Source organism: Arthrobacter sp. 9E16, assembly GCF_002929435.1.
Taxonomy (GTDB): Bacteria; Actinomycetota; Actinomycetes; order Actinomycetales; family Micrococcaceae; genus Arthrobacter_B; species Arthrobacter_B sunyaminii.
On the sequence record NZ_PJIU01000002.1, the window covers coordinates 37,655 to 63,018 of the forward strand.

A 25,364-nucleotide genomic window follows, 5' to 3' on the forward strand; every position below is an offset into this window, starting at 1 on the left:
TAGTCCAATGGGTGTCTGAGTCAAGGGCATTAGCAGAGGTCATCGTCCCTGATTGATATCCGTATCTCAGTTCGATCGTCGGCAAATGGTTGTTCCATTTAAGTCGCGACGTGTTTACTACTCAAAGGAGAAGATCTCACGGAAATGCAAACAAGAATTGCGGTCTACATTGTGGGAGACTCTGGGATCTTTTTTCCTGGTCTCGTTGCATTGCGAAGTATTCAGGATCACAATACTTCGAATCCGTTCGACTACTTCATGTGTTTTGATGGCAAAGATCTTACGGGCGAAATGGATGCTGTTCTAACTGAGAACAACATCCGCTTTGTGGATATCGCTAAACTTGAGGCATATGGATCAGTGGACGATCTAACACCAATGAAGGAGAAACGCTGGCCCAGTCATGTGTTTTGCAATTGGCTGTTCCCTTACTGGCTGGACGACCAAGGGTATCTCGAAGCACTCAAAGTTGACTACGATCTACTGTGTGTTGGGCGTTACTACCTCCCTGACGTTATGCCTGGTGACGCGACGGTATCTGCATTAGTATTCGACGCTGATCTTCTGCGTCTTGGTGTGTCGCAGTCTGCATTGGAAGAACTGGAGATTCCAGTGGCGGACGGCAAAGCGATCGTACCCTACTACAATGCGGGAGTTGTAGGCATAAACGTCAAGAGGTACGTTGGGGTCGGCACCTTCGGCTTTTTCAGATATGCCTACTTAACTATCCAAAAAGAAGGTGCATCCGTGGATGCTGCGGAGCAAGTAGCGCTTGCTATTGTCGCGTTTCACAGCGACAAGGTGAGGCCTATCCCTACCGCATATAATCAGCGCATCACCATTCTGCCCGAACTGGACTCCAATGGAGATCCGGTACTAAAAAATATTCACTATGTAACGCAGAATAAGCCATGGATAGATCCTGATTACAGGTATCTGGACGGTTACGTGCGGGTGGGTCGTACCAGCGTTTATATCTATCGTGATGTATGGCATCAGTATGCCAGAGAGATTCCTGGCTACACAAAGTACGTGTCCGCCAGTTCACCCAGTCCAATGGACACGCTAGCAATGTACACAACTGTTCTCACGGCCTATAAGCAATAGTGGCTGGCGAAGTGATGACTTATAGTCAGCGAATAATAAACCTCAACGTGGTTTTACAGTAAACCGTGCAGCCTTAGATTCTGTTTCCAGCGAGCCCCGATGACTAGATGGACTGCGAGTAAATGGTTGTGCTAACGAAAATCAACCTTCAACTGACCATCGAGCTATTTGCTATGGCGATGGTGCAAGTGCTCCGCAGAGAGGCGAGTTGATCTCGTGCTGGCCGCCACGTACTAATATCGCCTAGATTCTCCTGGCGGATTATCGAACCCCGCTTGGCCTGATAATTGGACAAAGATTCTGATAGGCATCGCATGTGTGTGGATGAATGCGTGCTGGGTAGGCCTGTGGAGTCCTGTCATAGGTTCCTTTACCAATGGGAATCCGTACGCAGATTGGTTGGGCGTAATGTCGCAGCTAAGAGACGCTCAGAGGGTATGGTGCCCCCTGTGGGGGGGATTTACCGTCCCTAATGAGTGCTCAAGGATAAAGCCTTAGTTCCACAACCTGTAAGTTCGACAGCTTCAGATCAGGAATCTGCTTGGCATTTACAGATCTGGCGGAGTCGGCTGCCTCGAGGATCGCCTAATCGATGGTGTACAGGCCGGCTGCAACCGGAAGCGAATATAGGTGAAAGTTCATTAGAGCGGTTGCGGTATTTACCGTGTTCTGCCCTACTTGGGGATGGTCCTTAATTGACGGATTGCGTGAATCGTAAAAGGAGATCCGTGAGTTTGCGTTCTCTATAAGGGTCCGAGATATGTACTTATACTGCGGAGAGTTCCCGGAGCAAATTACGCTCCAGCGGACCGGTGCTGATTTTGGCGGTTCGGGCAGCAAACTCATCTCGAGCATTATGCGATTAAATACATCTTTCTTCGGCTCGGGAAATATGTTGTTTCCGGTAAAATGTGCATCGTTGTATCGGATGATGTAATGCTCGTCGTCGACGATGGGATCGACGGCGACACACCGGTAATGTCCTTTGATGGCATGGAAGAGTGCCCCTGTACCGCCCTTTGAGGCGCCGTACAGCACCACGGAGTCATGTGCTATTCCGTGCTCACGGCTAACGTCCTGAATAACCTGTTGAATATTGTCGGCATTTCGGGGCAGATGGGTGGTATTCATATAGAAAGCGCCAACGACTCCTCCTAGATCCGCAATACGTAAAATGGCGGTATCGGGGGGGAGGAACTTTTGAACTGATTTATAGTTTTGTTCAAAGTACCGCATCAAGCTTGGAGTGTTGATGTTCCCACTGATGGAAGAAAAGACAACCAGGAGTCTCCGTGCGGAGTCAGACCGGGCTGCTGGTGTAAAGGAGTACACGACTCCATTGGAATGACGTACGAACTCCTTTGATACCAGTTTCAGCCACAACTTATCTAGGGACTTCTCGCTAACGAAGCGGGTGGCATTCGCTTGACTCACGTACGAATAGAAACCATTGTTGGTGAGAGTTGCAATCAGCTCTCGAACCTCATCGCTGGTGCGCGCGAGTTTAACGAGATTGGTCTGGACTCCGATGTTGTCAGCTCCGTGGTCAACATGTATGAACCGGACGGGACAATCATCGGCCTTCAGCAGGGCGTTTAGTTCGCTTGCTGAGTGGTCATGCTTAATGGACAGAACGGCGTTAGACAAGGAGACTCGCATTCGGTGCAGAAGTGATGTTAAAAAGGCGGATTGCCGATTCTAGTCGGCAATTAGACGCTCGAGCGCGGCGACGCTTCGCGCCGCAGCAGACCCGTCCCCGTACGGATTCATGGCCTCAGCCATCGAGTTGAAATGGTCAGGGTCATGCAGCAACCGGTGCACTTCGTGAACGATCCGGTCCTCGTCAGTGCCGATGAGCCTAACCACGCCGGCCGCCACCGCCTCGGGCCGCTCGGTGTTCTCCCGCATTACCAGTACGGGAACACCGAGGCTGGGTGCCTCTTCCTGAACTCCGCCGGAATCCGTGAGGATGATGTGTGCCAGCGACAGCAGCCGGGTGAATTCGCCGTATTCGAGCGGCTCGGTGACCAGGACGTTGGTCAGCTCCTCCACATGGGGAAGCACTGCCTTGCGGACCAGCGGATTGGCATGGATCGGCAGAACAATGGTCAGGTCGGGCTCGGCGGTGGCAATGCGGGCCAGAGCACGGCCAATGCCCTGCATGCCTTCGCCCTGATTTTCCCGCCGATGCGTGGTGACCAGCAAAACCCTGCGGCCGGACTCCGCAAGGTTTTCCAGCTGCGGGTCCTTAAAGGGAACATTCTTTTCCACCGTTGCCAGCAGTGCATCTATGACGGTGTTTCCGGTAACCACGATGTCCGCCGGGTTGATGTTCTCCGCCAGCAGGTTTTGCCGGCTGCCCTCCGTGGGGGCCAGATGCAGTGAGGCAATCTGCGACGTGATTTTCCGGTTGCCTTCCTCCGGGAAGGGAGAAAACGGATCCCCGCTGCGCAGTCCGGCCTCCACATGGACCACCGGAATGCCGTGGTAGAACGCTGCCATGGCTGCGGCGGTGGAGGTGGTGGTGTCGCCCTGGACAATGACGGCGTCCGGTCGGTTTACATTGAAGAGCTTTTCAAGCCCATCGATGGTTCGGGCAAGGATGCCGTTGAGGGTCTGGCCGGGCTCAAAGATGTTCAGGTCATAGTCGGGTTCAATCCCAAACAGGTTGTTCACCTGGTCCAGCATTGAGCGGTGCTGGCCGGTCACGGTGACAAAGCAGTCCAGCACGTCAGACTTCTTCAGCGCGGCCACAATCGGCGCCATCTTGATGGCTTCCGGCCTAGTGCCATAAATTGGCATGACAACTGGCATAAATTCCCCGCTTAGCTTGACAACAGCCCAATAACTCGGCTCAGTCTAACCGAAACGCGATTGTGGGGAATAAGAAGTCGGATCCGGGGCAAATGGAGTACTTTGCGCCTCAGCTCCCCGCGATTACCCGAAAAGGACCAGCAGGGTTATCAGCGTGGGAACGGAAAGGCACACCAGGGTGGTCAGCACCAGGGCAACCAGACGCTTCTTCCGGTACGCCCGGTCCTTCTCGGATTGGGGGGCGCGGCTGCCCGCAGCCGGGCGGGGCAGAGGATCGGTGCGCTTGCCCCGCTCTGTATCTGTCTGCGGTCCAAGGGGGGCGTCCCTCATATGTCTTGCCGCGGCAACGTCCGCGTACCGCTTGTTGGCCATCCCTCAACTTTCCCACATTTATGCAAATCGTTATCGGCGGCGCCAAGGCGGCTGCGGTAGAGTTCCTACTGACCAAACCGGCACGCGGGCAATGACGCCTGCGGTCCGGATCAGCGGCGCCAGCACGGAAACGGAATCACTTTGCAGACCAAAATCACCGCGAACGCACAAGCGCTGAAGCGATGGTTGAGCAACGCCGAAGTGTCTCTGGGCAACCACAGTGACCGGCTGAACGCGATCAACATTTTCCCGGTGGCCGACGGCGACACAGGCACCAACCTGTACCTCACGCTTCGCTCCGCCTCCCGCGCCATCGCCGACGTCGACACCGCCGACATCGGTGAACTGCTGGCCATCGCCGGACGCGCGGCCATGGAGGACGCCAAGGGCAATTCGGGCACCCTGCTCTCCGTGTTCCTGACCGCCATGGCTGAACCGCTGCAGGGCAGCACCCGGCTTTCTGCGCCGCTGCTGGCCACGGCTCTTCACCGTGCGCAGCTGCGCTCCTGGTCGGTCCTGAGTGATCCGGTTCCCGGCACCATGCTCTCGGTCCTGGAAGAAGCGGCCCGCGCCGCCATGGATGCGGAAGCCGCACAATCCGGCGATGACAGCAACGTGGGACTGGCCGCCACCCTGCGCGCCGTCATGAATGCCGCCCTCGCCGCCGTCGTCAACACCGAACTCCAGCTGGACGCCCTGACCCAGGCCCGTGTGGTGGATGCCGGGGGAGTTGGGTTCCTGCTGGTGCTGGACGCCCTGCGGGCGTCAGCTCTCGGCGAGGAGCTGCAGGAAGAGCTCCTGGACGGCCTGCACGGCTACGACGTGCAGGCCCCGCACATCCATAGCACCATGCCCCGGATGGAGGGGGTGGAAGTCATGTGCACCATCACGCTGAGCCCGCTGGACGCCGCGACGCTCCGCCTGCAGTTGGATGAGGTGGGGGATTCAGTGATCATGAGTGCCGTAAACGCGGTGGGGGAAGGGTACCGCTGGCGGGTGCACGTTCACACGCCCGACGCCGGCACCGCCATTGACCTGCTGCGCACCGTGGGTGAGCCCATGAACCTGACCGTCACGGAGCTGTCCGCCGACGGCCACGAAACCAAGGAAATCATCAGCGAAATCCACGAGGCCCATGAAGTCTAACGTTCCCCCGGAACTGGACTTCCCGCTCGAACGGCGCATAGGCAAGCCCTCCGCCACCAAGCTAGACAAACACCTGGGCCTGAAAACCGTCGGAGATCTGCTGCACCACTTTCCGCGGCGCTACCTGGAACGCGGAGAGCTGACGCCCATCGCGGAAATCCCCTTCGATGAGGACGTCACCCTCATTGCCAGGGTGCAGAGCGCCAACGCCCGGCGCATGCAGACCCGCAAGGGAACCCTCCTTGAAGTGGTGGTCACCGATGACGCCTCCGGAGCCCTGGGCCAGCTGCACCTGACCTTTTTCAACGGCTGGAACGCGCAGAAGGAACTCACCGTGGGTACCCGCGCCATGTTCTCCGGCAAGGTGGGCGTCTACAAGCAGCAGCTCACGCTGACCAACCCCAACTACGTGGTGCTTGATGACGAGGCCGACGACGAGGAAATGGCCAAGCGCCCCATCCCCGTCTATCCCGCCACCGCCAAGCTCAACAGCTGGGACATCAAAAAGGCGGTGGACCTGCTGCTGGACACCATGCAGGCCGAACAGCTGCAGGATCCCATTCCTGAGCCCATCCGGAAGACGGAGCATCTGCTGGGTCTGGCCGAGGCCTACGAGAAGATCCACCGGCCCGCGGAAATCGGCGAGGCGTACAAAGCCCGCCACCGGTTCCGCTACCAGGAGGCCCTGGTGCTCCAGACGGCACTGGCCCGCCGCCGCAGCTTCGCAGCCCAGGAAGATGCCACCGCGCGCCCGCCAAAGCCCGGCCGGCTGCTGGACAAATTCGACGCCGCCCTGCCGTTCACCCTCACCGACGGCCAGTTCACCGTGGGGCGTGAACTCGCGGAGGACCTGGCCCGCCCCCATCCGATGAACCGGCTGCTGCAGGGCGAGGTGGGTTCCGGCAAAACCCTGGTGGCCCTGCGCGCCATGCTTCAGGTGATCGACGCCGGGGGCCAGGCCGCACTGCTGGCCCCCACCGAGGTGCTCGCCGCACAGCACTATGAATCCATCACCAAGACCCTGGGCCCACTCGGGCAGGGCGGACGGCTGGGAAGCGACGACGACGCCACCCGGGTCACGCTGCTGACCGGATCCATGGACACCGGCGGGCGTCGGGCCGCCCTGCTGGACGCCGCGAGCGGCGCCGCCGGCATTGTGATCGGCACCCATGCCCTGCTCTCCGAACACGTGCAGTTCGCGGACCTGGGACTCGTCGTCGTGGACGAACAGCACCGGTTCGGCGTCGAACAGCGGGACGTGCTGCGCACCAAGGGCCGCAGCACTCCGCACCTGCTGGTCATGACCGCCACCCCCATTCCGCGGACCGTGGCCATGACCGTGTTCGGTGACCTGGAAGTCTCCACCCTGACCGAGCTGCCGGCCGGCCGCGCGCCTATCTCCACCTTCATGGCGCCGCTGGCGGAAAAACCGGCCTGGGGCCGGCGCATCTGGGAGCGCGCCCGCGAGGAGATCGACGCCGGGCGGCAGGTGTACGTGGTGTGTCCCAAGATCGGGGACAAGGAAGAAGAGCCGGGAACCGACCTGACCCTGCTGGACTACGGCCCGTCCCCGGCAGGAAAAGCGAACAAACCGGATCTGGCTTCCGTCGCCGAAATGTATCAGCAGCTCTCGGAGGCGCCGGCGCTCGCAGGAGTGCGGATCGGAGTGCTGCACGGCCGGTTGGATCCCGTGGACAAGACCGAGACCATGGCGGCGTTCACCCGCGGCGACATTGATTTGCTGATCTCCACCACGGTCATCGAAGTGGGAGTGGACGTACACAACGCCTCCCTCATGGTGATCATGGACGCCGACCGTTTCGGCATTTCCCAGCTGCACCAGCTGCGCGGCCGGGTGGGCCGCGGCGGCCTGCCCGGCACCTGCCTGCTGGTCACGAGGCTGGAACCCGGGCATCCCAGCCGGGAACGGCTGGAGGCAGTGGCATCCACCACCGACGGGTTTGAGCTCTCCCGGCGGGACCTGGAACTGCGCCGGGAGGGAGACATCCTGGGCGCCTCGCAGTCCGGGGGACGTTCCACGCTGAAGCTGCTGCGCGCCATTCAGGATGAACCGCTGATCGAAAAGGCCCGAGCCTCCGCCACGGCCCTGGTAGCGGAGGATCCGGACCTGACTGAGCACCCGGCGCTGAACGAGGCGATTGAGGACTATCTGAACCCGGAGAAGGAAGCCTTCCTGGACCGCGGCTAAGCCGTCCGTTACCCCCGGCAGGGCAACTGCCAGTGTCCCGGTTCCGATTCAAAGCCCGATAAAGTGAACCCATGAGCCGCATCATTGCCGGAACCGCCGGCGGAACCTCCCTGACCAGCGTTCCCGGAACAGGAACCCGCCCCACCACGGACCGGGTGAAGGAAGCCCTGTTCTCCCGGCTGGAGTCCTATGACGTCCTCTCCGGCGCCCGCGTGCTGGACCTCTTTGCCGGATCCGGAGCCCTGGGCGTGGAGAGCGCCAGCCGCGGCGCCGTCTCCGTGGATCTGGTGGAGCTCGCGGACAAGGCCGCCGGCACCTGCAAGCAGAACGCCAAGCTGATCAACGACGCCGCCGGCCGGTCCGTCGTCAACGTGCACCGAGCCAAGGCCGACACCTACCTGCTGCGCGTTCCGGCGGACGTCACCTGGGACGTAGTGTTCCTGGATCCGCCCTATGACCTGGACGAAGAGGACCTGAACTCCGTGCTGCGTGCCCTGCCCCGGCACCTGGCCGAGGGCGCCGTCGTCGTGCTGGAACGCTCCACGCGCTCACCGGAGCCGGTGTGGCCCGCCGGAATGGAACGCTTCAGCGAACGCAAGTACGGGGAGACCACGCTGTGGTTCGCAGAGCCGGCGCAGGCCGATGGTGCGCAGGCCGACGACGACGATGCCGGGGATGCACAGGCAGAGGGCGCTTCCTAGGAACCCGACGCGAAGACGTCCAGCCGTTCACCGGTGAGGACGTCGGCCGGATACGGTCCCGCCGCGAGCAGCTGCGCGGTCCAGTCCTCGGGCCAGGGGAAGGCCGTGGCGGCCAGGACGATGTTGCCCGGATAACGCCCGCTGAACATGGACTTCTCTGCCAGCGCAGCGAGTCCCGCGCCGGGAATTTCGGACATCCCCTCCTGCAGGGCGCGGACCTGCCGGCGGCAAAAAGCCAGCCCGGGATCGTCGCCCACATTCACCAGCAGCACCCCCGCGGGGGAGAGCAGGGCTGCGGCTTCGGCGTAAAACTCGGGCGTGGTCAGGTGCTCCGGTGCGTCCGCCCCGGCAAAGACGTCCAGCACGATGGCGTCAAAGGACCCCGGCTCCCAGCGGGACAGGGCGTCCCGGGCATCTCCAATGACCGTCTCCAGCACGGTCCCCTCCGGCAGCGGCAGATGCGCCAGCACAAAGTCCAGCAGTTCCCGCTCCAGCTCCACGGCCACCTGCCCGGAGCCGGGACGCGTGGCCTGGAGGTAGCGGGTGAGGGTCAGCGCGCCGGCACCCAAGTGCAGGGTCCGCAGCGGTTGCCCGGCGGGGGCGGCCAGGTCCAGCACGTTCCCGATCCGGCGCAGGTACTCGTAGAAGATCTCCTCGGGATGGGCGAGGTTCACGTGCGACTGCTCGGCGCCGCCGATGCTCAGCACCCAGGCGCCGGGGGTGAAGCCGTCCTCAGTAATGGTGGCGTGGGCGCCGATGCCGCGCAGCAGCCGGGACGGGGTCTTGTCCGAAGCAGCCATCAGAGCACCTGCCCCAGCTTCGAAATGCGCTCGGCCGCTTCCTGCAGTACCTCGATTTTCTTGCAGAACGCGAACCGCAGCAGCGAGCTGGTCCGGCGGGCGCCGTCGTCGTGGCAGAACACTGCCACCGGAATGGCGCCTACCCCCACCAGTTCCGGGAGCCGGCGGGCCAGGGCGGTGGCGTCGGTGATGCCCAGGGGTGCGACGTCGGCATTGACGAAGTAGGTGCCCTGCGGTTCAAAGACGGTAAGACCGGCGGCCCGCAGGCCCTCGCTGAGGACGTCGCGTTTGTTCTGCAGGGTTTTGGCGATGCCGGTGAAGAACTCGTCCTCCATCCCCAGGCCGAGGGCGATGGCGCCCTGGAACGGGGTGCCGGAGCTGTAGCTGAGGAAGGACTTCACCGCGCGGACGGCGGCGACCAGGTCCGCGGGTCCGGACAGCCAGCCGATCTTCCAGCCGGTGAAGGAGAAGGTCTTGCCTGCCGAGGAAATCGTCAGGGTGCGCTCCGCCGCCCCGGGAAGGGTCGCCACCGGAACATGCCGGGGACCGAAGGTCAGGTGCTCGTACACCTCGTCGGTGACGATCACGGCGTTGTACTTGGCGGCAAGCTCCACGATCCGCTGCAGGGTTTCGGCGGGAAACACGGCGCCGGTGGGGTTGTGCGGATTGTTCACCAGCACCACGCGGGTGCGCTCGGTAAAGGAATCCTCCAGGGTGGCCAGGTCCGGCTGGAAGTCCGGAGCGAGCAGCGGCGCGGTGGTGTGGGTGGCACCGCTGAGCCCGATCACCGCCCCGTAGGAGTCGTAGAACGGTTCGAAAGTCAGGACCTCGTCGCCCGGACCGGTGAGCGCGAGCAGGGCGGCGGCAATGGCTTCCGTGGCGCCGGTGCTGACAATGATCTGGGTGTCCGGATCCAGGGACAGGCCGTAGAAGCGCTTCTGATGGGCGGCGACGGCGTTGCGCAGCACCGGCAGGCCCTGGCCTGGAGCGTACTGGTTGGCACCGGCGCTGATCGCCTCGCGGGCTGCTTCGCTGATGACCGAAGGTCCGTCCTCATCCGGGAAGCCCTGGCCCAGGTTGATGGCGTTGTGCTTGCCGGACAGGACCGTGATCTCCTCGAAGATGGTCACCCCCAGGGCCCCGTCCGGACCGAGCAGATTGGCGCCGGCGGCGGTGCGCTGCCAGGGCGGGGTGCCGGAAGCCGAAGCGGAGCGGAGAAGACTGGTGCGGTCGAGAGAGCTCATGCCTACCAGTATTACCTGCTTACACCGGGTAGATTCGACCTATGCGACGCGCTGTATGCCCCGGATCATATGACCCCATCCACAACGGACACGTGGAGGTGATCGCTCGGGCCGCCAGCCTGTTCGATGAAGTCCTCGTAGCGGTGTCCACGAATTACGCCAAGAAATACCGGTTTTCCGGGCCGGAACGGCTGGCCATGGCCCGTGAAACCCTCGGCGGGCTGCGCGGTGTGTCGGTGGTGCCGATGGGGGAGGGCCTGCTGGCGGACTTCTGCCGTGAACACGGCGTGAACGCCATTGTGAAGGGCCTGCGGTCGGTGCAGGACTATCAGTACGAGCTGCCGATGGCTGTCATGAACCGACACCTAACCGGCATCGAGACCGTGTTCCTGCCGGCCGAAAGCCGCTACACGCATCTCTCATCGACCCTGATCAAGGAAGTTTCCTCTCTGGGCGGTGACGTTTCGGAACTGGTGCCCCGCGCCGCGTATCGCCGGCTGTACCAGGAACAGGGCGCTTAGCGGCATGCCGCCGAGGGTCCGCCCGCTCCTCCCGCCCGGGCAGACACCGAAACCCGTGGTCTTCGAGCTGGAATTCCCTGAACTGGCTGGTTCCGGGACGGCGGGCGTCCGGCTTGCGCTGGAGCTCATTGAATTGAACGACGGCGCTGGCGGTCCGCGTACAGCCGTTTCCGTCCGTGCCGTATCCAGGGCCGGCGGGGGAACGGAAAGCATGTCACCGGATGCCGTCCCCGGCGCGGCGCTGCTCCGTAACGCCCTGCTGGGTGAAGCCGACCTCATCCGTGAAGAGGAGCCCCCGGCGGGACCCGGCACCGAGCGCCACCTGATGGCCTACCTGCCGCCGGATGCCACACCCGAACAGCAGTGGGCGGCACTGGAAGATGCCCGGCGGCGGCTCCCGGCCATGCTGGCACCGTCCGCCGCTGTGGCTTCCGGGGTCCGGCAGGTCCCGGAAGGCTGCGTCAATCTGTTGTGGTGGGATGAGCGCCCGAACTTTGGCGACGCCGTCGGCCCCTGGCTGGTCCGGCAGATCAGCGGCCTGAAACCGGTCAACGGATGGCGGCGGCAGCTGGACGTTCCGCCGCTGGTCACCGTGGGCTCCACGGCGGGCTGGCTGGAACAGGACGGCACCCGGGTGTGGGGCGCGGGCCTGATACGGACGCCGGAGCCTGCGGTAATTGAACGCCTGGCCGGACTGCACGGGGTTCGGGTCCATGCCGTGCGCGGCGCACTCACCGGCGCCGAGCTGCGTTCGCAGCTGGGCTGGACAGTCCCTGAGGTTTACGGCGATCCTGCGCTGCTGCTGCCGCGTTTCATGCCGGTGCCGGACGGGCAGCCGTCCCAGGGCAAGGTGGCGCTGGTGCCGCATCTGGACCACCGCGGATTGCTTCCGGATTCCGGGGACGCAGGCGTCCATGTTGTGGATGCCCGGCAGGGGATGGAACAGGTGGTTCGGGAGATCGCCGGATCCCGGGCCTGCATCTCCAGCTCGCTGCACGGGATCATTGTGGCGCAGGCCTACGGGGTGCCGTGGGTCTGGGTGCGAATCAGCGACGCCGTGATTGCGGGGGATACCTTCAAATTCCGGGACTTCTTCACCACCCTGGAGGAATCCGCCGTCACCCGCGTGGACGTTACCGCCGACCAGGCCCGCACGCTGGATCCGGTGCGTCTCGTCCGCCGCGCGTCTCTGCCGCGGCTGCGTATTTCGCTGGACGCACTGCAGGACGCTTTTCCGTTGCCGCGGCAGGCTTAGATCGCGCTGGCGCAGGCCGGCCGCAGCAGCGCGGCCGCCAGCCCGCCGGTTTCCTCCACAAACCTGTCCAGCCACTGCTTGGCCGACAGATCCGGTTCCGACGCCACCATGGTGACCTTCGCCGTCGTGCATTGGCTGATGTTGGTTTCCGCCCGCAGCAGGTGATAGCGCGAGGTGACCACAATGAGCTCATCCCAGCCGTTGTCCGCGGCGAGGCGGGCGACGGCGCGGGCCTCGCCGCGCGTGGTCATGGGCTCGGGGAAGAAGCAGGTCACGGCGGCGCTGGCGGGGTCCTCGGTGACCGTGTCGCCCGCCATGTAGTCGCAGTACTGATCCGTCATCACGTTCCCCGGGGTCTCCGTGCTGGAGAGGACCAGTTCCGGAGCTGCGTCCTCGCGGATCAGCTCCCGCCCCACCGGAAAGCGCTCGGAGGCTGCGCCGGCAAGGACCACCACGGCGTCGGCCCTTACCGGACCGTCTGCGGAAGCGGCCTGCGGATAGAAGAAGAGGTTGGCGGCGGCGAAAAGCCAGATCAGCAGGACCGAAACCACGCCGGCGACCGCCGCATCCACGCTCCGGGGAACTCCGCGCTGCAGCCGGAGCACCAGGCGGTGCGGCAGGGCACGGAGGGAGGACGGCATTCCGTCAGCCTATGCGAGCAGGACGCCTCCCGGTAAACCGACTGCCGCTTGGCCTGTAAACTGGAATGAGCAGCCCGTGCCCGGCCCGATTTGGTGCCTGGTGCGGCGCAGTTTGAGAGAATCGGCCGTATCAGGCTAAGATGATATGTCGGTCTATGTTCTACAGGAGTTCTCATTAGCGTTCAGTCGCGGATTAATCCGGGTTCGTCGCCCTTGACCATTAGTGTCAAGGATCTCGGGCGCAGCCCGGGAGTCATGCGGACTATGCATGAACATGTTCCGGCACCGAAGGACTTCGGTGTTGCGCTTATCGGCGTGCCGGAAGGAGCAGATCTCGATCTGGACCTGAGGTTCGAAGCCGTGCACGAGGGGATTTTAGTATCCGGAACCGTCATCGCTCCCGTTCAGGGAGAATGCGGACGGTGCCTGAAGCCCATCGCGTACGACGAAGAAGTCGATGTGCAGGAACTCTTCTACTACGAGGACGCTGAGTCTTTCGGAACAGAAGAGGAAGAAGAGCAACACCGGATCGAGCGAGATGTCATCGATCTTGAGCCGGTTTTGCGGGACGCAGTGGTTACCACCCTGCCGTTCCAGCCGGTGTGCCGGGAGGACTGCGAAGGCCTTTGCTCCGAATGCGGAGCGCGCCTTGAGGAGGATCCGGGTCACCACCACCAAACAGTGGATCCTCGCTGGGCAGCCCTCTCCGGGCTGGCTGGCAGCGCCGCAGACAATTCTGCGGCAACAAGTACAGAGTCAGACGAGAGAGAAGAGAGTTAGTCGTGGCTGTTCCCAAGCGGAAAATGTCCCGCTCGAATACGCGTGCACGCCGGTCCCAGTGGAAGGCAACTGCCCCCAACCTGGTGAAGACCGTTGAGAACGGCCGCGTTACCTACAGCCTGCCTCACCAGGCCAAGGTCGTGACCGACTCAGCTGGTACCGCGCTGTTCCTTGAATACAAGGGCCGCAAGGTAGCGGACGTCTAAAACAGTGTTCCTTTCCCGGTGCGGCAAGCCGGACCGGGACTTGAATACTGCTTTTCGGGTCAGAACCAAAAAGTGAAGAATACTGAAGAGCTTCTGAAGCGTCTCGGTGTCGATATCGACGCCGGGACGCTTCGTCTTGCCCTCACGCACCGCTCCTACGCTTACGAGCAGGGCGGCATCCCCACGAACGAACGCCTCGAGTTCCTGGGTGACTCCATCCTAGGCTTCTCCGTCACCGATGCGCTGTACCGGGACAACCCGGAGCTGTCCGAGGGCGATCTGGCCAAGCGCCGCGCCGCCGTCGTCAGCACCCGTGCTTTGGCCGGTGTGGCCCGCGACCTTGAACTGGGACAGTACATTCTGCTGGGCCAGGGCGAGAAGCTGACCAACGGCCGGGACAAGTCCTCCATTCTGGCGGACACCACCGAAGCCCTGATCGGCGCCGTCTACCTCTGCCACGGGATGGAAACCGCCCGGGCCATGGTGATGCGCCTGATCGGTCCGCTGCTGCGCAACGCCGAGGCCCTGGGCGCCGGCACCGATTGGAAGACCAGCATCCAGGAGATCGCCGCCAGCCGGAAACTCGGCGACATCCACTACGAGGTCACCGGCTCCGGCCCCGACCATTCCCGCAGCTTCGTTGCCGTGCTCAACATCGGCGACAAGGCCTACGGTTCCGGTGTGGGGCACTCCAAGAAGGAAGCGGAGCAGGAAGCCGCCGCCGCCACCTGGAAGATCATCTGCCCCTCAGGCAGCACGGCCGCCGGAGCCTAGCTCCGTGCCCGAACTGCCCGAAGTGGAAGTGGTCCGCCGCGGACTGGCCTCATGGGTCCGCGGCCGGACCATCACCGGCGTCGACATCCTCGATCCCCGCTCCGTGCGGCGCCACGCCGCCGGTCCCGAGGACCTTGTCGGCAACCTTGAGGGCGCGGTGGTCACCGACGTCGTCCGCCGCGGCAAATTCCTGTGGATGCCGCTGGTGGAAGCGTCCGTTGTCGACGCTGTTCAGGACGCGCACGACGACGGCGTTCCCCGCCTGGCGCTGATGGCGCACCTGGGCATGAGCGGACAGCTGCTGATGGAAGATCCGCACCTGCCCGACGAGAAACACCTCAAAGTCCGGTTTACGCTCAGCCCCGCGGTGACCGCCGACGGGACCCGCATGCCTTCCGAGCTGCGCTTTGTGGACCAGCGGATTTTCGGGGGAGTCTTCCTCACCGACCTGCTGCCGACTCCCGACGGAGCTCCCGGCGGTTTGTCCGAGACTGAGCTGCCGCTGATTCCGGAGGAAGCTGCCCATATTGCCCGCGATCCGCTGGACCCGGCGTTCTCCTTTGACGAGTTCTACGCCCGGCTGCGCAGGCGGCGGACCGGCATCAAGCGTGCCTTACTGGACCAGGGCCTGATCTCCGGCGTCGGCAACATCTACGCGGACGAAGCCCTCTGGGCTGCGAAGCTGCACTTCGCCCGGCCGACCGACACCATGCGGCGTGCCGACGCGCTGCGCCTGGTCGAGTCCGCCCGCGACGTCATGACCCGTGCCCTGGCCGCCGGCGGAACCAGCTTCGACTCCCTGTACGTCAACGTCAACGGGGCATCCGGTTACTTCTCGCGGTCCCTGAATGCCTACGGCCGCGAGGGCGAACCGTGTCCCCGGTGCGCCGCCGCCGGGCTCTCCACGCTGATCCGCCGTGATTCGTTCATGAACCGTTCCTCGTACAGCTGCCCGGTCTGCCAGCCGAGGCCCCGGAACGGCCGCTGGTAGGAGCTTTTTAGCGGCCTGCTGCTAGCGGCCTGGTGTTTGCCGCTGTCCGTGGCTCTAGCGCCATCCGTTGTACAGATAACGGGCTTATCAGGCGGACTTAGGCCCGTTATCTGTACAACGGACGCCACCTGCACCCGGTTTCGATCCTTCGTGCAGATCACGGGGCTTGAAAAATCCTTCGTGCAGATCAGGGGATCAAGATGGCGAAAATCGCCTGAATGAGCCCGTTAGCTGCACGAAGGATTTCGGGACACCGGGAATGAGCCCGTTAGCTGCACGATGAATTCCCGAGAAGCCGCAATAAGCCCGCTATGTGCACGAAGGATTCCCCGCCGATTGTAAGCCACCACTCACCGGCCCGGATCAACCGAGGTCAGGCCCCGCGCAGCTCCGCCAGGACGCCGTCGGTGAACGGCGGCCATACCTCTGCCGCCCAGGGACCGAAGTCCCGGTCCGTGAGGGCGACGGCGGCAGCACCGGCGTCGGGGTCAACCCACAGGAACGTGCCGGACTGGCCGAAGTGCCCGAACGTCCGGGGAGAGCTGTTCGCGCCGGTCCAGTGCGGAGACTTGGAATCGCGGATCTCGAAACCCAGACCCCAGTCGTTCTCCTTCTGCCGGCCGAAACCGGGAAGGACACCGGCCAGGCCGGGGAACACCACGGTGGTTGCCTCGGCCAGACGGCCGGGAGCCGTGAGCACCGGGTTCTGCAGTTCGGCGGCGAAACGGGACAGGTCGGCCACAGTGGAGACCGCGCCGGCAGCAGGGGAACCCTCCAACGCAGTGGACGTCATGCCCAGGGGAGCCAGCACGCCCTCGCGCAGGTACTCCGCCATGGAAATGCCCGTGGCTTCCTCCAGGGTTTCGCCCAGCACCTCGAAGCCTGCGTTCGAATACAGCCGCCGGGTGCCCGGTGCGTAGCGGACGGTGCGCTCGGCGAAGTCATACCCGGCCGAATGGGCCAGCAGGTGCCGCACGGTGGAGCCCTCCGGCCCGGCGGGCTGGTCCAGTTCCAGCGCCCCCTCGTCCAGCGCCACCAGCATGCTGTACGCCGTCAGGAGCTTGGTGACCGAGGCCAGCGGGAACCGACGTTCGACGTCGCCGGACGCACCGGCCACTCTGCCGTCGGCCAGAATGACGGCGACGGCGGCATGCTCGACCGGCCAGTTCTCAATAACCTTGACGCTGTCCATGGGGTTCCTCTGCAGTGAAGCGGTCGTGACGTAACGGTTGGCTGACGCAGCCGGCGCAGTTAGGCCGCGGCGCCGCCGTAGTGGGCAGCGAGCCGGCGCATGCCGTCCTCCACCGTAACCTCCGGCGTCCAGTCCAGCACTTCGCGGGTGCGGCGCTGGTCAAACCAGTGCGACGTGGAGAGCTGCTCGGCGAGGAAACGCGTCATGGGCGGCTCGTCGTGCACCAGTCCGCGGGTTCCGGCGGCCAGCCAGGCGCGTTCGATCACGGATCCCGCGCCGCGGGCCAGCCAGCCGGGAACACTCCACGCCGGCGGGGTGACGCCGGCGGCGGTGCAGATGCCCGCCAGCAGTTCCCCCACCGGGCGGGGCTGGCCGTTGGTCACCACCAGCGCCTGCCCGTGTGCGTGGTCCATGCGTTCGAGTCCGCGGACAATGGCGGCCGCGGCGTTGGCAATGTAGGTGGTGTCAATCAGCGCGGTGCCGCCGTTGAGCAGCGGCAGCCGGCCGGACCGCGCGCGGTCGATGACCCGCTCCACCAGCTGCGTGTCGCCCGGCCCCCACACGATGTGCGGGCGGATGGCTCCCACGCGGAACGACGGCGAATCCTCCGCCAGCGCCAGCAGCTCGGCCGCGGCCTTGGACCGGGCATAGAAACCGCGTGCCCGCTCGGGGTCGGCCGTACCTGCACCGGCGCCGGCAATGGGCTCACCGAAATGCGCCACGGACGGAGAGGAGACAAACACGAAATCCCGGACCCCGGCACCCTTCGCCGCATCGATCAGCGTGCGCGTTCCGGTGATGTTGGTGTCCACGAAGTCCTGCCACTCGCCGGTGAAGGAAACCTTCGCGGCCAGATGCACGACGGCGTCCATCCCCGCCACGGCGCGCGCTGCGGCCGCCGGGTCGGAGACGGAACCGGCGACGGACTCCATGCCAACAACCCCGCTTCCGGCCATCGGTGTGCGCTGCAGGGTCCGGACCGTATGGCCCTTCTCCGCCAGCAGCCGGGCCACGGCGCCGCCGAGCAGGCCACTGGCACCGGTCACCAGGACCCGCCGCCGTGCAGCAGAGTTGGGAACAGAACTCATTTGCGTCCGCCAGTACCCGGCACCTTGGCGCTTCCGCCGGCCAGGATCGTCTCCGCCCAGCCCGCCAGGGCCGTGCGGTCAATCTTGGAATTATGCCGGATATCGGTGGGCATGGCCGGCAGCACCAGGACCGCCGCCAGCTCCAGCCCGGCGCCGGCGGCAACAGCGGTCCGCACAGCGGCGGCCAGATCCTGCGGGGCAGTACCGGGACGGCGGACGGGGTCGGTCAGTTCCAGCACGGCCACCGGTACCTGTGCTCCGGCCGGTCCCACGCCGACGACGGCGGCACGGCCCACAGCAGCCACGGACTCCGCTGCCTGTTCGGCGGCGACCGGGGTCACCACGCCGCCGGGCGTGGTCAGGATGTGGCCGAGGCGGCCTTCCACCCAGAGCCGGCCCTGCTCGTCCAGATGCCCGACGTCGCCGGTGCGGTGCCAGCCCGGCAGCGACGAACTCTTGGACTCAGTGATCCACAGGCGGTCATAGCGGTCCTTGACGTGCGGGGCGGAGACCAGGATTTCGCCGGTGAGGTTCGGTTCCACCAGCGGTGTGTCGCCAACGGTTCCGTCGGGTGACAGGGCGGCGATGGCCACCTGCGCTTCGGACACCGGGGTGCCCACGCAGACACCGTTGCCGGCACCGGCGGCCCGGATGCCGTCCAAGCTGATGTCGGTCACCGGCAGCGCTTCGGTCATTCCGTACGGGGTGTGCAGCTCGGCGTTGGGCGTCAGGGCGGAGACCCGTGCCAGCAGCGGTTCGGGAATGGGCGCTCCGGCGGAGAGCAGCAGTTCCACCTGCTGCAGTGCCTTGCGCTGGTCCTCGGTCAGGTCCGCCGAAGTGGCCAGCACATTTCCCAGAGCCGCCGGAGACGCGAACACAGTGGTCGCGTTGACGGCGGCAGCGGCGTCGGCCAATGCAGCAGCGGTGAGGGTGCGCGGCGAGGTGACGTCCATGTCCGGGGTGACGGACGTGGCGCCCAGCGCCGGACCCAGCAGGGCAAACGGCGCAAACCCGGCCACCAGCGAGGTGCCGGCCTGCAGGTTGTAGGTGTTCTTCAGGGCATCGCGCATGGCGGTGAGCTGGCGGTGCGTGTACACCACGCCCTTGGCCGGGCCCGTGGAGCCGGAGGTGAAGAGCACGGCGGCATCGGCGTCGGGATCGGTGCGCAGCCACGGCTCGTCGGGGTCCTTGCCAGCCGATGCGTCCTTGCCGGCGGCGATCAGTTCGGGCACGGAGTGCTTGACGCCCAGCAGCCGGGCCTTGGCGGGGGACAGCGTTTCGGCGCTGATCCGGATGCCCGGCCAGCCGAAAAGACGCGCACCGGTCAGGGCACGTTCGATGCCGACGATGTATGCCGGTCCGGCGCCCTTGATAGCGCGGCCCATGCCCTTGGTGCCCAGGCCGGCGTCGGCGACGACGATGACGGCGCCCAGCCGCAGGCAGGCATAAATCAGCGAGGTCAGTTCAATGCCCGGCGGCACGAGCAGGTTGACGCGGTCCCCGGCGCGGACGCCGGCGGCGGACAGGCCGGCGGCCAGCTGGTTGACCCTGGCCGCGAGCTCCGCCCAGGACAGGGTGGCCGGCGGAGTGCCGGCCGGTGCGCCCAGCGGGGCCATGTCGACGACGGCGGGGGAGGAGTCGCCGTCGCGTTCGTCCAGTTCGGCCAGCATGGGCCGGAAGACGGACAGGCCGGCAACATTGCGGTTGCGGATTTCCCGGTTTTCGGTGCCCGGGCCCTTCTCCAGCCAGCTGAAGACAGGCGCGGTGATGTCCACGTCTTCGGGCAGCAGGTGGCTGGCTCCTTCGAAGCGGTGCACGTCGGCCTGGGGCAGGCGGTCCATCAGGTCCCGAAGGTAGCGGTCCGAGAACACCGGGTCCTTGGGTCCCCACAGCAGCAGCGCGGGCACGTCCAGGCGCTTGATGCCGTCGGCCACCCGGTTCAGGGTGCGCCAGCTCGGATGCGTGGAGTCGGCCGGGATGTCGGCGACAAAGTTGGCGACACCCTTCCGCCGGGCGGAGCCGCGGTACGGTGCGGCGAAGGCGGCCCGTACGTCCGGAGCCAGCGCCGGCTGGGCCAGGGAGTGCGTGACCCGGATGAACGCGTCAGTGGTTTGGGTGCCCCAGCCGTGGACGGCCGGATGCAGGGCAAGGCGCAGTGCGGGCGGCACATCGAAGCCGGCCGGATGCACCGCGGTGTTGGTCAGGATGATCCCGGCGAGCTGGCTGCGGTGCTTCAGCGCCCAGCCCAGGGAGATGACACCGCCCCAGTCATGGCCCACGGTGATGACTTTGCCGGTCAGGCCCATCGCGTCCGTGAGGTCCCCGAGGTCCGTGATGCGGTCCTCGAGCCGGCGGAAGGCGCCGGTCCGGGCGGAGAAGCCCATGTCCAGCTGGTCGACGGCGATGACCCGCCACGGCTGCTCAGCTTCCGAGCCGGCAGCGAGCAGGCTGCGCCAGAGGTAGGACCAGGTGGGGTTTCCGTGGACGCACAGCAGGGTGCCGGCGGGTTCGACGCCGCGGGCGGCCAGCTCCGGGCCGTTGTCCAGCACGTGCCACTTGTGAACGGTTTCGGGACGGTCAACGGCCGCCGTCGAGGGCACCTGGACAAAGGAAGACCAGGATTCCGGGACACCGGGCCAGAGCTGCGCTACCACGCAATCTCCATCATGGTGGTGTTCAGGCCCGAGCCCACGCCCATGCACAGCACCCGGTCGCCCGGGTTCAGCGTCCGGGCTTCCTGGGCCAGGGTCATCGGCAGTGATGCCGGTCCCACGTTGCCCCAGCGCGGGAACGTGATGGGAACCCGTTCCCGGACCAGGTCCACGGCCTTGATGATGGCGTTGGTGTACGAGTTGGAGACCTGGTGGGTGACATAGCGGTCCATGGAACGCCAGTCCCAGCCCTTGTCATCATGGGCCTCGTTCCAGGCGTCCACCACCAGTTCCAGGCCGCCGTCCAGCAGGCCCTTGGTGTCCGTATACATGCCGTCAACACCGCCCACGCACAGTTCATGGTGCTGCGTGCCGGCCCGGGAAACTCCGCCCACAATGCGGTGCGAGCCCGGATGATCGTCGGCGCGTCCAATCACAGCGGCAGCGGCGCCGGAGCCCAGGGTCAGCGTGGCGAACTCGCGCAGGTAGTCCTGGCGGGTGGAATCGGGGCTGTTCAGCCGCTTGAAGGTGGCTTCCTGGGTGCCCTGTGCGTCCTCGCCGGCAACAATCAGGGCGTACTTGATCTGGCCGGATTCGATCATGTTCGCGGCCATGGTGATGCCGTTGACGAAGCCCAGGCACGCGTTGGCCAGATCAAAGTTCAGGGCGGAGGACGGCAGCCCGAGCTGGTGGTGAATTTTCACGGCCACGGAGGGCTCAAGGTTCCGCCGGGTGACCGAGGTGTTAATGAGCAGCCCGATTTCAGACGGTTCGACGCCGGCCTCGGCAATCGCCTTGGCGCCCGCTTCGATGGCGGCGTCGTCAAAATTGGTCCCGGGGGACCACCAGCGCCGTTCACTGACACCGGCCACCCGCTCCAGCAGCCGTTTGGAGAGCCTTAGCCGTTTCAGCGACGGCGCCAGCCGTTCATCGAATTCGGCTGAGGTCATAACTACCGGTGCTTCAACGCTTGTGACGCTGAGAAGAGCCGTGTTGTTGTGCTGGAAGTTGAAGTTCCCGGTCAAAATGCCTGCCTTGTCTCCTGCTGAAGTGATCGCGCTGGCGGGCTGGAGGCAGCCTGCATCCACGGTTTGATTCACTTATTCCTTAGAGAATCCTACGTTCCCCCTGAGGCCAAAGGGACGTGCAGGCCGTGATTACGCTCTGCGAGTACTGCAGTTAAGTCTCAGGCACCAAGTAGATTTAAGGAATCACCCCTCAGTAGGAAAGATTGGCCCCCGTGCATTTGAAGACGCTGACCATGCGTGGATTTAAGTCCTTCGCATCAGCCACCACCTTCGAGTTTGAACCCGGAGTGACTGCCGTGGTGGGGCCCAACGGCTCCGGAAAATCCAACGTGGTGGACGCGCTGGCGTGGGTTATGGGGGAGCAGGGAGCCAAAACCCTGCGCGGCGGGAAGATGGAAGACGTCATCTTTGCCGGCTCCAGCGGCCGTCCGGCACTGGGGCGGGCGCAGGTGTCCCTGACCATCGACAACGCCGACGGCGCCCTGCCGATCGAATACTCGGAAGTCACCATTTCCCGGACCCTTTTCCGCTCCGGCGGCTCCGAATACGCCATCAACGGTGCACCGGCCAGGCTGCTGGACATCCAGGAACTGCTCTCCGATTCCGGCCTGGGACGTGAGATGCATGTCATAGTGGGCCAGGGCCAGCTGGACCGGATCCTGCACGCCGGGGCCGATGAACGCCGCGGGTTCATTGAGGAGGCCGCCGGCATCCTCAAGCACCGCCGCCGGCGGGAAAAAACCGTGCGCAAACTGGACGCCATGCAGGCCAACCTTGCCCGCCTGACTGACCTCACCTCGGAGCTGCGCCGCCAGCTGGGGCCGCTGGGCAAGCAGGCCGCCGTCGCCCGCCGTGCCCGCACCGTGCAGCAGGACGTCCGCGACGCCCGGGCCCGGCTGCTGGCCGATGACCTGGTGACACTGAACAACGCCATGGCCCGCGACGCGGCAGAGGAGGCCGAGCTCCTGGCCCGCCGGGATAAGGCCGCCGCCGCACTGGCTGCCGCCCGGGCCCGCCAAGCAGAGTTGGAGACCCTCGCCGCGCAGGCCACCCCGCAGGTCAATGCCGCCCGGGACACCTGGTATGCGCTGTCTGCCCAGCGGGAACGGTACCTGTCCCTGATCGCTTTGGCACAGGAACGGCGCCGGCTGCTGGGATCCTCGGACCACCGGGAAGACTCCGGACAGGACCCGGAACGGCTGCAGGCGCAGGCCGAGCGGGTCCGCGCCGAGGCCGCCGCACTGAAGCAGGCAATCGAGGAACGCCGCAGCGCCCTGGCGGAGGCCGAACAAGTCCGTGCTGCAGCGGAGCAGGATGCCGCCGCCGAAGAACAGCGCCTGGCTGCCGTGCTCCGGGCTGCAGCGGACCGGCGCGAAGGCCTGGCCCGGCTCGCCGGAGCCGTGGGCTCGGCCCGCTCCCGGGTGGATGCCGCCGAAGCGGAGCTGGGCCGGCTGCGTGCTTCCATCAGCGCCGGAGAGGAGCGCCGCCGGCAGGCGCAGCAGGAATTCACCGCGCTGGAGAACTCCGCAGCGGGAGCTGAGGAGAGCGAAGAGAGCCTGGATGCCGAGTATGAAGAAGCCCAGGCCGAGCTGGACCAGGCCAACGCCGCACTGGAGGAGCTGCGCCGCACCAAGCAGGAGGCCGACCGGGAACGGGAAACCCTGACCGCCCGCCGCGACGCCCTGCGGGTGGGCCTGGACCGCCGGGACGGTTCCGCCATGCTGCTGGAGGCCGGAGTGGAGGGCGTGCTGGCCCCGCTCGCCGCGCAGCTCACCGTCCGGACCGGATACGAACGCGCCGTTACGGCGGCCCTGGGTTCCGCGGCGTCGGCGGTTGCGGTGGCCGATACTGCCGCTGCGGTCCGCGCCCTGGCCCACCTCAAGGAGGCCGACGGCGGGCAGGTGGATGTGGTGCTGGCGTCCGTGCCGGCGGGGGAGCCAGGTGCCGCTTCCGGGCGGCCCGCACCGGTTGAGGGAGCGGTCTGGGCCCTGGACGCCGTTGACGCGCCCGAGGAGCTGCGTCCGGCACTCGGGCGGCTGCTGAAGGACACAGTGGTTGTGGCGTCCCTGGCCGATGCGGCCGAACTGCTGGCGGAACATCCCGAACTCACCGCCGTGACGTCCGGCGGGGACGTTCTGTCGGTGTTTTCCGGCCGGGGCGGGTCCGCCTCAGCCCCGGGGCTGCTTGAACTGCAGGCCGCAGTGGAGGAAACCGAGGCGCGGATCCGGGCCGCCGCGGCCCGGTCCGAACAGGCCGGGTTTGCCCTGGCCGGAGCCGTGGCCCGTCGGAGCGCCGCCCAGCAGCGCACCGATGAGGCCCTGGCCGGGCTGCATGATTCCGATGCCCGGCTCGCCGCCGTCGCGGAGCGGCTGGGAACGCTGGGTTCGGCGCTGCGCTCCGCCGTGGGTGAATCCGAACGGTTGAAGCAGCTCGTCGCCGCGGCCGAGGCCAATCTTGCGACGGAACAGGAAGCCCTGGCAGCTGCAGCGGCACGCCTGGCTGCAGCAAGGGAGGCACCGGCTGAGGCGGAACCGTCCACGGAACAGCGCGAGGCCCTGGCGCTCGCCGCAGCGGCTGCCCGGCGGGCGGAAACCGAGGCGCGCCTGGCCCTGCGCTCAGCTGAAGAGCAGTACAAAGCCGTGGCCGGCAGGGCAGCAGGCCTGGAACGCGCGGCGGACAGCGAACGCCGTGCCCGTGCCGCCGCAGAGGTGCGCGCCCGCCGTCGTGCCCTGCAGGCCGCGAAGGCCACCGCGGTGGCGGAAGCCGCGCAGGCTGTGCTGGCCTACCTCAACGTATCGCTGGAAACGGCAGCAGCCGAGCGGGACTCCGCCGAAGCGGTACGCACCGCCTGGGACGCGGAACTGGCGCAGGTCCGGACGGCAGCAGCCAGCGCCGCCGCTGAGGTAGCCCGGCTGACCGACTCGGTGCACCGCGATGAACTGGCCCGCGCCCAGCAGCAGCTGCGCCTGGAGGCCGTGGAGACCCGTGCCATCGAAGAGCTGGGGATGACACCGGAACATCTCGTGGCGGAGTTCGGGCCGGACCAGCCGGTTCCGGTGCCGGTCGGCCCGGACCCCGGTGCGGCGGAAGCGTCCGGCGACAAATGGGCTGCCCTGCACGCACCGGTGGACGAGGACGGAAATCCGCTCACCACCGGTGTCCCTTACAACCGGGCGGCACAGGAAAAGCGGCTCAAGCAGGCCGAACGCGACCTGGCCGCCCTGGGCCGGGTCAATCCGCTGGCCCTGGAGGAGTTTGCCGCACTCGAGGAGCGGCACACGTTCCTCAGCACCCAGTTGGAGGATCTGAAGGCCACCCGCCGGGATCTGCTGGACATCATCAAGGATGTGGACCGGAAGGTGGAGGAAGTCTTCACCGCGGCCTACCGGGACACGGCCGAACAGTTTGAGCGCGTGTTCGCCACCCTGTTTCCGGGCGGTGAGGGCCGGCTGGTCCTGACGGATCCGAGTGACATGCTGACCACCGGCATCGAGATCCAGGCCCGGCCCGCCGGCAAGAAGATCAAGCGGCTGTCGCTGCTCTCCGGCGGGGAGCGGTCCCTGACCGCGGTGGCCCTGCTCGTGGCGATCTTCAAGGCGCGGCCCTCACCGTTCTACGTCATGGACGAAGTGGAGGCGGCGCTGGATGACACCAATCTGGGCCGGCTCATCACCATCTTTGAGGAGCTGAAGGAATCCAGCCAGCTGATCGTGATCACGCATCAGAAGCGGACGATGGAAGTCGCTGATGCACTCTACGGGGTGACAATGCAGGGCGACGGCGTCTCCACCGTGATCAGTCAGCGGCTGGACAAGGACAAGGCCGCCGGCTGACGCTGTCTCTG

The 25,364-nt window shown here is 65.4% G+C and carries 21 protein-coding genes; 11 read left to right on the top strand and 10 right to left on the bottom strand.

The window, feature by feature from the left end; translation table 11 throughout:
- Window positions 1–144: 144 nt before the first annotated feature.
- Window positions 145–1,107 (top strand): glycosyltransferase family 8 protein, encoded by a 963-nt coding sequence (locus CXR00_RS06855; protein WP_104053810.1) that lies wholly within the window; start codon window positions 145–147, stop codon window positions 1,105–1,107.
- A gap of 585 nt (window positions 1,108–1,692) precedes the next feature.
- Here CXR00_RS06855 and CXR00_RS18015 read toward each other — a convergent pair.
- From CXR00_RS18015 to CXR00_RS06865, 3 genes are all read right to left on the bottom strand, one after another.
- Window positions 1,693–2,754, bottom strand: coding sequence for an XcbB/CpsF family capsular polysaccharide biosynthesis protein (locus tag CXR00_RS18015; protein ID WP_146068454.1), 1,062 nt, complete (start codon window positions 2,752–2,754; stop codon window positions 1,693–1,695).
- Between the two features lie 51 nt (window positions 2,755–2,805).
- Window positions 2,806–3,921, bottom strand: a complete 1,116-nt coding sequence (gene wecB, locus CXR00_RS06860; RefSeq protein WP_104053811.1) for a non-hydrolyzing UDP-N-acetylglucosamine 2-epimerase — start codon at window positions 3,919–3,921, stop codon at window positions 2,806–2,808.
- A 123-nt stretch (window positions 3,922–4,044) separates the two neighbouring features.
- Window positions 4,045–4,293 carry a hypothetical protein gene (locus tag CXR00_RS06865; RefSeq protein WP_104053812.1) on the bottom strand — a complete coding sequence of 83 codons (249 nt, stop codon included), beginning with the start codon at window positions 4,291–4,293 and terminating at the stop codon, window positions 4,045–4,047.
- A 141-nt stretch (window positions 4,294–4,434) separates the two neighbouring features.
- Between CXR00_RS06865 and CXR00_RS06870 the strand changes: the two genes are divergently transcribed.
- The 3 genes from CXR00_RS06870 to rsmD all read left to right on the top strand — a co-directional run bounded on the left by CXR00_RS06870 (window position 4,435) and on the right by rsmD (window position 8,349).
- Complete coding sequence (locus CXR00_RS06870; protein ID WP_258060306.1) at window positions 4,435–5,439, top strand: DAK2 domain-containing protein; 1,005 nt, start codon at window positions 4,435–4,437, stop codon at window positions 5,437–5,439.
- The gene (recG, locus tag CXR00_RS06875; protein WP_104053813.1) at window positions 5,429–7,648 is read left to right on the top strand and encodes an ATP-dependent DNA helicase RecG; all 2,220 of its coding nucleotides are present in this window, start codon (window positions 5,429–5,431) and stop codon (window positions 7,646–7,648) included. Before CXR00_RS06870 ends, recG begins: the two co-directional genes overlap by 11 nt.
- A 71-nt stretch (window positions 7,649–7,719) precedes the next feature.
- Entirely contained in the window at window positions 7,720–8,349 is a 630-nt protein-coding gene (gene rsmD / locus CXR00_RS06880) for a 16S rRNA (guanine(966)-N(2))-methyltransferase RsmD (RefSeq protein ID WP_104053814.1), read from the top strand.
- Here rsmD and CXR00_RS06885 read toward each other — a convergent pair.
- Entirely contained in the window at window positions 8,346–9,149 is an 804-nt protein-coding gene (locus CXR00_RS06885; protein ID WP_104053815.1) for a spermidine synthase, read from the bottom strand. The genes rsmD and CXR00_RS06885 overlap by 4 nt on opposite strands.
- Window positions 9,149–10,393: an aminotransferase class I/II-fold pyridoxal phosphate-dependent enzyme gene (locus CXR00_RS06890; protein ID WP_104053816.1), complete on the bottom strand. Its 1,245-nt coding sequence runs from the start codon at window positions 10,391–10,393 to the stop codon at window positions 9,149–9,151. The genes CXR00_RS06885 and CXR00_RS06890 overlap by 1 nt, the downstream gene beginning before the upstream one ends.
- A 41-nt stretch (window positions 10,394–10,434) precedes the next feature.
- Here CXR00_RS06890 and coaD point away from each other — a divergent pair, with 41 nt between their 5' ends.
- Window positions 10,435–10,914: a pantetheine-phosphate adenylyltransferase gene (gene coaD / locus CXR00_RS06895; protein ID WP_104053817.1), complete on the top strand. Its 480-nt coding sequence runs from the start codon at window positions 10,435–10,437 to the stop codon at window positions 10,912–10,914.
- Between the two features lie 4 nt (window positions 10,915–10,918).
- The gene (locus tag CXR00_RS06900; protein ID WP_104053818.1) at window positions 10,919–12,169 is read left to right on the top strand and encodes a polysaccharide pyruvyl transferase family protein; all 1,251 of its coding nucleotides are present in this window, start codon (window positions 10,919–10,921) and stop codon (window positions 12,167–12,169) included.
- Here CXR00_RS06900 and CXR00_RS06905 read toward each other — a convergent pair.
- A complete protein-coding gene (locus CXR00_RS06905) occupies window positions 12,166–12,810 on the bottom strand; it encodes a YdcF family protein (RefSeq protein ID WP_104053819.1) in 645 nt (214 codons plus the stop codon). The genes CXR00_RS06900 and CXR00_RS06905 overlap by 4 nt on opposite strands.
- 213 nt (window positions 12,811–13,023) lie before the next feature.
- Between CXR00_RS06905 and CXR00_RS06910 the strand changes: the two genes are divergently transcribed.
- From CXR00_RS06910 to mutM, 4 genes are all read left to right on the top strand, one after another.
- Window positions 13,024–13,590: a DUF177 domain-containing protein gene (locus tag CXR00_RS06910; RefSeq protein WP_104053820.1), complete on the top strand. Its 567-nt coding sequence runs from the start codon at window positions 13,024–13,026 to the stop codon at window positions 13,588–13,590.
- Window positions 13,591–13,592: 2 nt separating this feature from the next.
- A complete protein-coding gene (rpmF, locus tag CXR00_RS06915; protein WP_055240805.1) occupies window positions 13,593–13,796 on the top strand; it encodes a 50S ribosomal protein L32 in 204 nt (67 codons plus the stop codon).
- A gap of 72 nt (window positions 13,797–13,868) precedes the next feature.
- Entirely contained in the window at window positions 13,869–14,570 is a 702-nt protein-coding gene (gene rnc, locus CXR00_RS06920; protein WP_104054769.1) for a ribonuclease III, read from the top strand.
- A gap of 4 nt (window positions 14,571–14,574) precedes the next feature.
- Complete coding sequence (gene mutM, locus CXR00_RS06925; protein ID WP_104053821.1) at window positions 14,575–15,561, top strand: bifunctional DNA-formamidopyrimidine glycosylase/DNA-(apurinic or apyrimidinic site) lyase; 987 nt, start codon at window positions 14,575–14,577, stop codon at window positions 15,559–15,561.
- Window positions 15,562–15,934: 373 nt separating this feature from the next.
- Here the strand turns inward: mutM and CXR00_RS06930 are convergent, their stop codons facing one another.
- Genes CXR00_RS06930 through CXR00_RS06945 form a run of 4 tightly spaced genes read right to left on the bottom strand, consistent with a single transcriptional unit; the run spans window position 15,935 to window position 21,517 of the window.
- Window positions 15,935–16,753, bottom strand: coding sequence for a serine hydrolase (locus CXR00_RS06930; RefSeq protein ID WP_104053822.1), 819 nt, complete (start codon window positions 16,751–16,753; stop codon window positions 15,935–15,937).
- A 59-nt stretch (window positions 16,754–16,812) separates the two neighbouring features.
- Window positions 16,813–17,841, bottom strand: a complete 1,029-nt coding sequence (locus CXR00_RS06935; RefSeq protein ID WP_104053823.1) for an NAD(P)-dependent oxidoreductase — start codon at window positions 17,839–17,841, stop codon at window positions 16,813–16,815.
- Window positions 17,838–20,495: an alpha/beta fold hydrolase gene (locus CXR00_RS06940; protein ID WP_104053824.1), complete on the bottom strand. Its 2,658-nt coding sequence runs from the start codon at window positions 20,493–20,495 to the stop codon at window positions 17,838–17,840. Before CXR00_RS06940 ends, CXR00_RS06935 begins: the two co-directional genes overlap by 4 nt.
- Window positions 20,489–21,517 (bottom strand): 3-oxoacyl-ACP synthase III, encoded by a 1,029-nt coding sequence (locus tag CXR00_RS06945; RefSeq protein WP_104054770.1) that lies wholly within the window; start codon window positions 21,515–21,517, stop codon window positions 20,489–20,491. Before CXR00_RS06945 ends, CXR00_RS06940 begins: the two co-directional genes overlap by 7 nt.
- Window positions 21,518–21,732: 215 nt before the next feature.
- Between CXR00_RS06945 and smc the strand changes: the two genes are divergently transcribed.
- Entirely contained in the window at window positions 21,733–25,353 is a 3,621-nt protein-coding gene (gene smc / locus CXR00_RS06950; RefSeq protein WP_181032500.1) for a chromosome segregation protein SMC, read from the top strand.
- Window positions 25,354–25,364 lie beyond the last annotated feature (11 nt).

Bases quoted from the DNA above. Each gene is read 5' to 3' on its own strand.
- CXR00_RS06855 (WP_104053810.1), top strand. From the start codon at position 145: ATGCAAACAAGAATTGCGGTCTACATTGTGGGAGACTCTGGGATCTTT.
- wecB (WP_104053811.1), bottom strand. From the start codon at position 3,921: ATGCCAGTTGTCATGCCAATTTATGGCACTAGGCCGGAAGCCATCAAG.
- CXR00_RS06865 (WP_104053812.1), bottom strand. From the start codon at position 4,293: ATGGCCAACAAGCGGTACGCGGACGTTGCCGCGGCAAGACATATGAGG.
- recG (WP_104053813.1), top strand. From the start codon at position 5,429: ATGAAGTCTAACGTTCCCCCGGAACTGGACTTCCCGCTCGAACGGCGC.
- rsmD (WP_104053814.1), top strand. From the start codon at position 7,720: ATGAGCCGCATCATTGCCGGAACCGCCGGCGGAACCTCCCTGACCAGC.
- CXR00_RS06885 (WP_104053815.1), bottom strand. From the start codon at position 9,149: ATGGCTGCTTCGGACAAGACCCCGTCCCGGCTGCTGCGCGGCATCGGC.
- CXR00_RS06890 (WP_104053816.1), bottom strand. From the start codon at position 10,393: ATGAGCTCTCTCGACCGCACCAGTCTTCTCCGCTCCGCTTCGGCTTCC.
- coaD (WP_104053817.1), top strand. From the start codon at position 10,435: ATGCGACGCGCTGTATGCCCCGGATCATATGACCCCATCCACAACGGA.
- CXR00_RS06900 (WP_104053818.1), top strand. From the start codon at position 10,919: ATGCCGCCGAGGGTCCGCCCGCTCCTCCCGCCCGGGCAGACACCGAAA.
- CXR00_RS06905 (WP_104053819.1), bottom strand. From the start codon at position 12,810: ATGCCGTCCTCCCTCCGTGCCCTGCCGCACCGCCTGGTGCTCCGGCTG.
- CXR00_RS06930 (WP_104053822.1), bottom strand. From the start codon at position 16,753: ATGGACAGCGTCAAGGTTATTGAGAACTGGCCGGTCGAGCATGCCGCC.
- CXR00_RS06935 (WP_104053823.1), bottom strand. From the start codon at position 17,841: ATGAGTTCTGTTCCCAACTCTGCTGCACGGCGGCGGGTCCTGGTGACC.